Origin of the sequence: Aeromonas sp. ZOR0001 (assembly GCF_000801015.1) — a bacterium.
GTDB lineage: Bacteria > Pseudomonadota > Gammaproteobacteria > Enterobacterales > Aeromonadaceae > Aeromonas > Aeromonas veronii.
Genome location: NZ_JRJY01000162.1, coordinates 1 through 520, shown reverse-complemented (window position 1 = coordinate 520; position 520 = coordinate 1). Strand labels below are relative to the sequence as shown.

Here is a 520-nt window from a genome sequence, read left to right as displayed (position 1 = left end):
AACTCCTGCATACGTTAACGACTACCCTGTGTCTGCTAGCCAAGCGTTGGCTGCTATTGGCAGACGAAGTTGAAAAACTTGATGCCATGTTGGATGCCTTGACCCATCAACATGCTCGTCGTCTGCGCGAGCAATTTGGCGTCGGCCCTCAAACCGCAGCGGTGCTGCTTTCAACGGCTGGCGATAACCCGGAACGGTTAAGAAATGAAGCATCGCTTGCGGCACTTTGTGGGGTTAACCCTTTACCCGCATCCTCTGGAAAGACCGTACGACATCGCTTAAACCGAGGTGGTAACCGTGCAGCAAATAATGCGTTATGGACGATTGCAATGGTCCGGATGCGGGGAGATCCACAAACCCAATCTTACGTCGCACGACGTAGCGCCCAAGGCTTATCTTCGAAAGAGATCCAGCGTTGTTTGAAACGCTATATCGTCAGGGAACTCTACCCTTTGATCTTGGCCGATTTAGCTGACTCAGCGCGAGCCTGTTGACATAGGAGCGTCAACGCCCCGATGGA

Annotated in this window: 1 protein-coding gene; it reads left to right on the top strand. The window is 52.7% G+C overall.

The annotated features are described in order from the left end of the window. The coding region (locus L972_RS21160) for a transposase (RefSeq protein WP_156127064.1) at positions 1-494 on the top strand (494 nt) is incomplete at its 5' end. Positions 495-520: the final 26 nt, after the last annotated feature.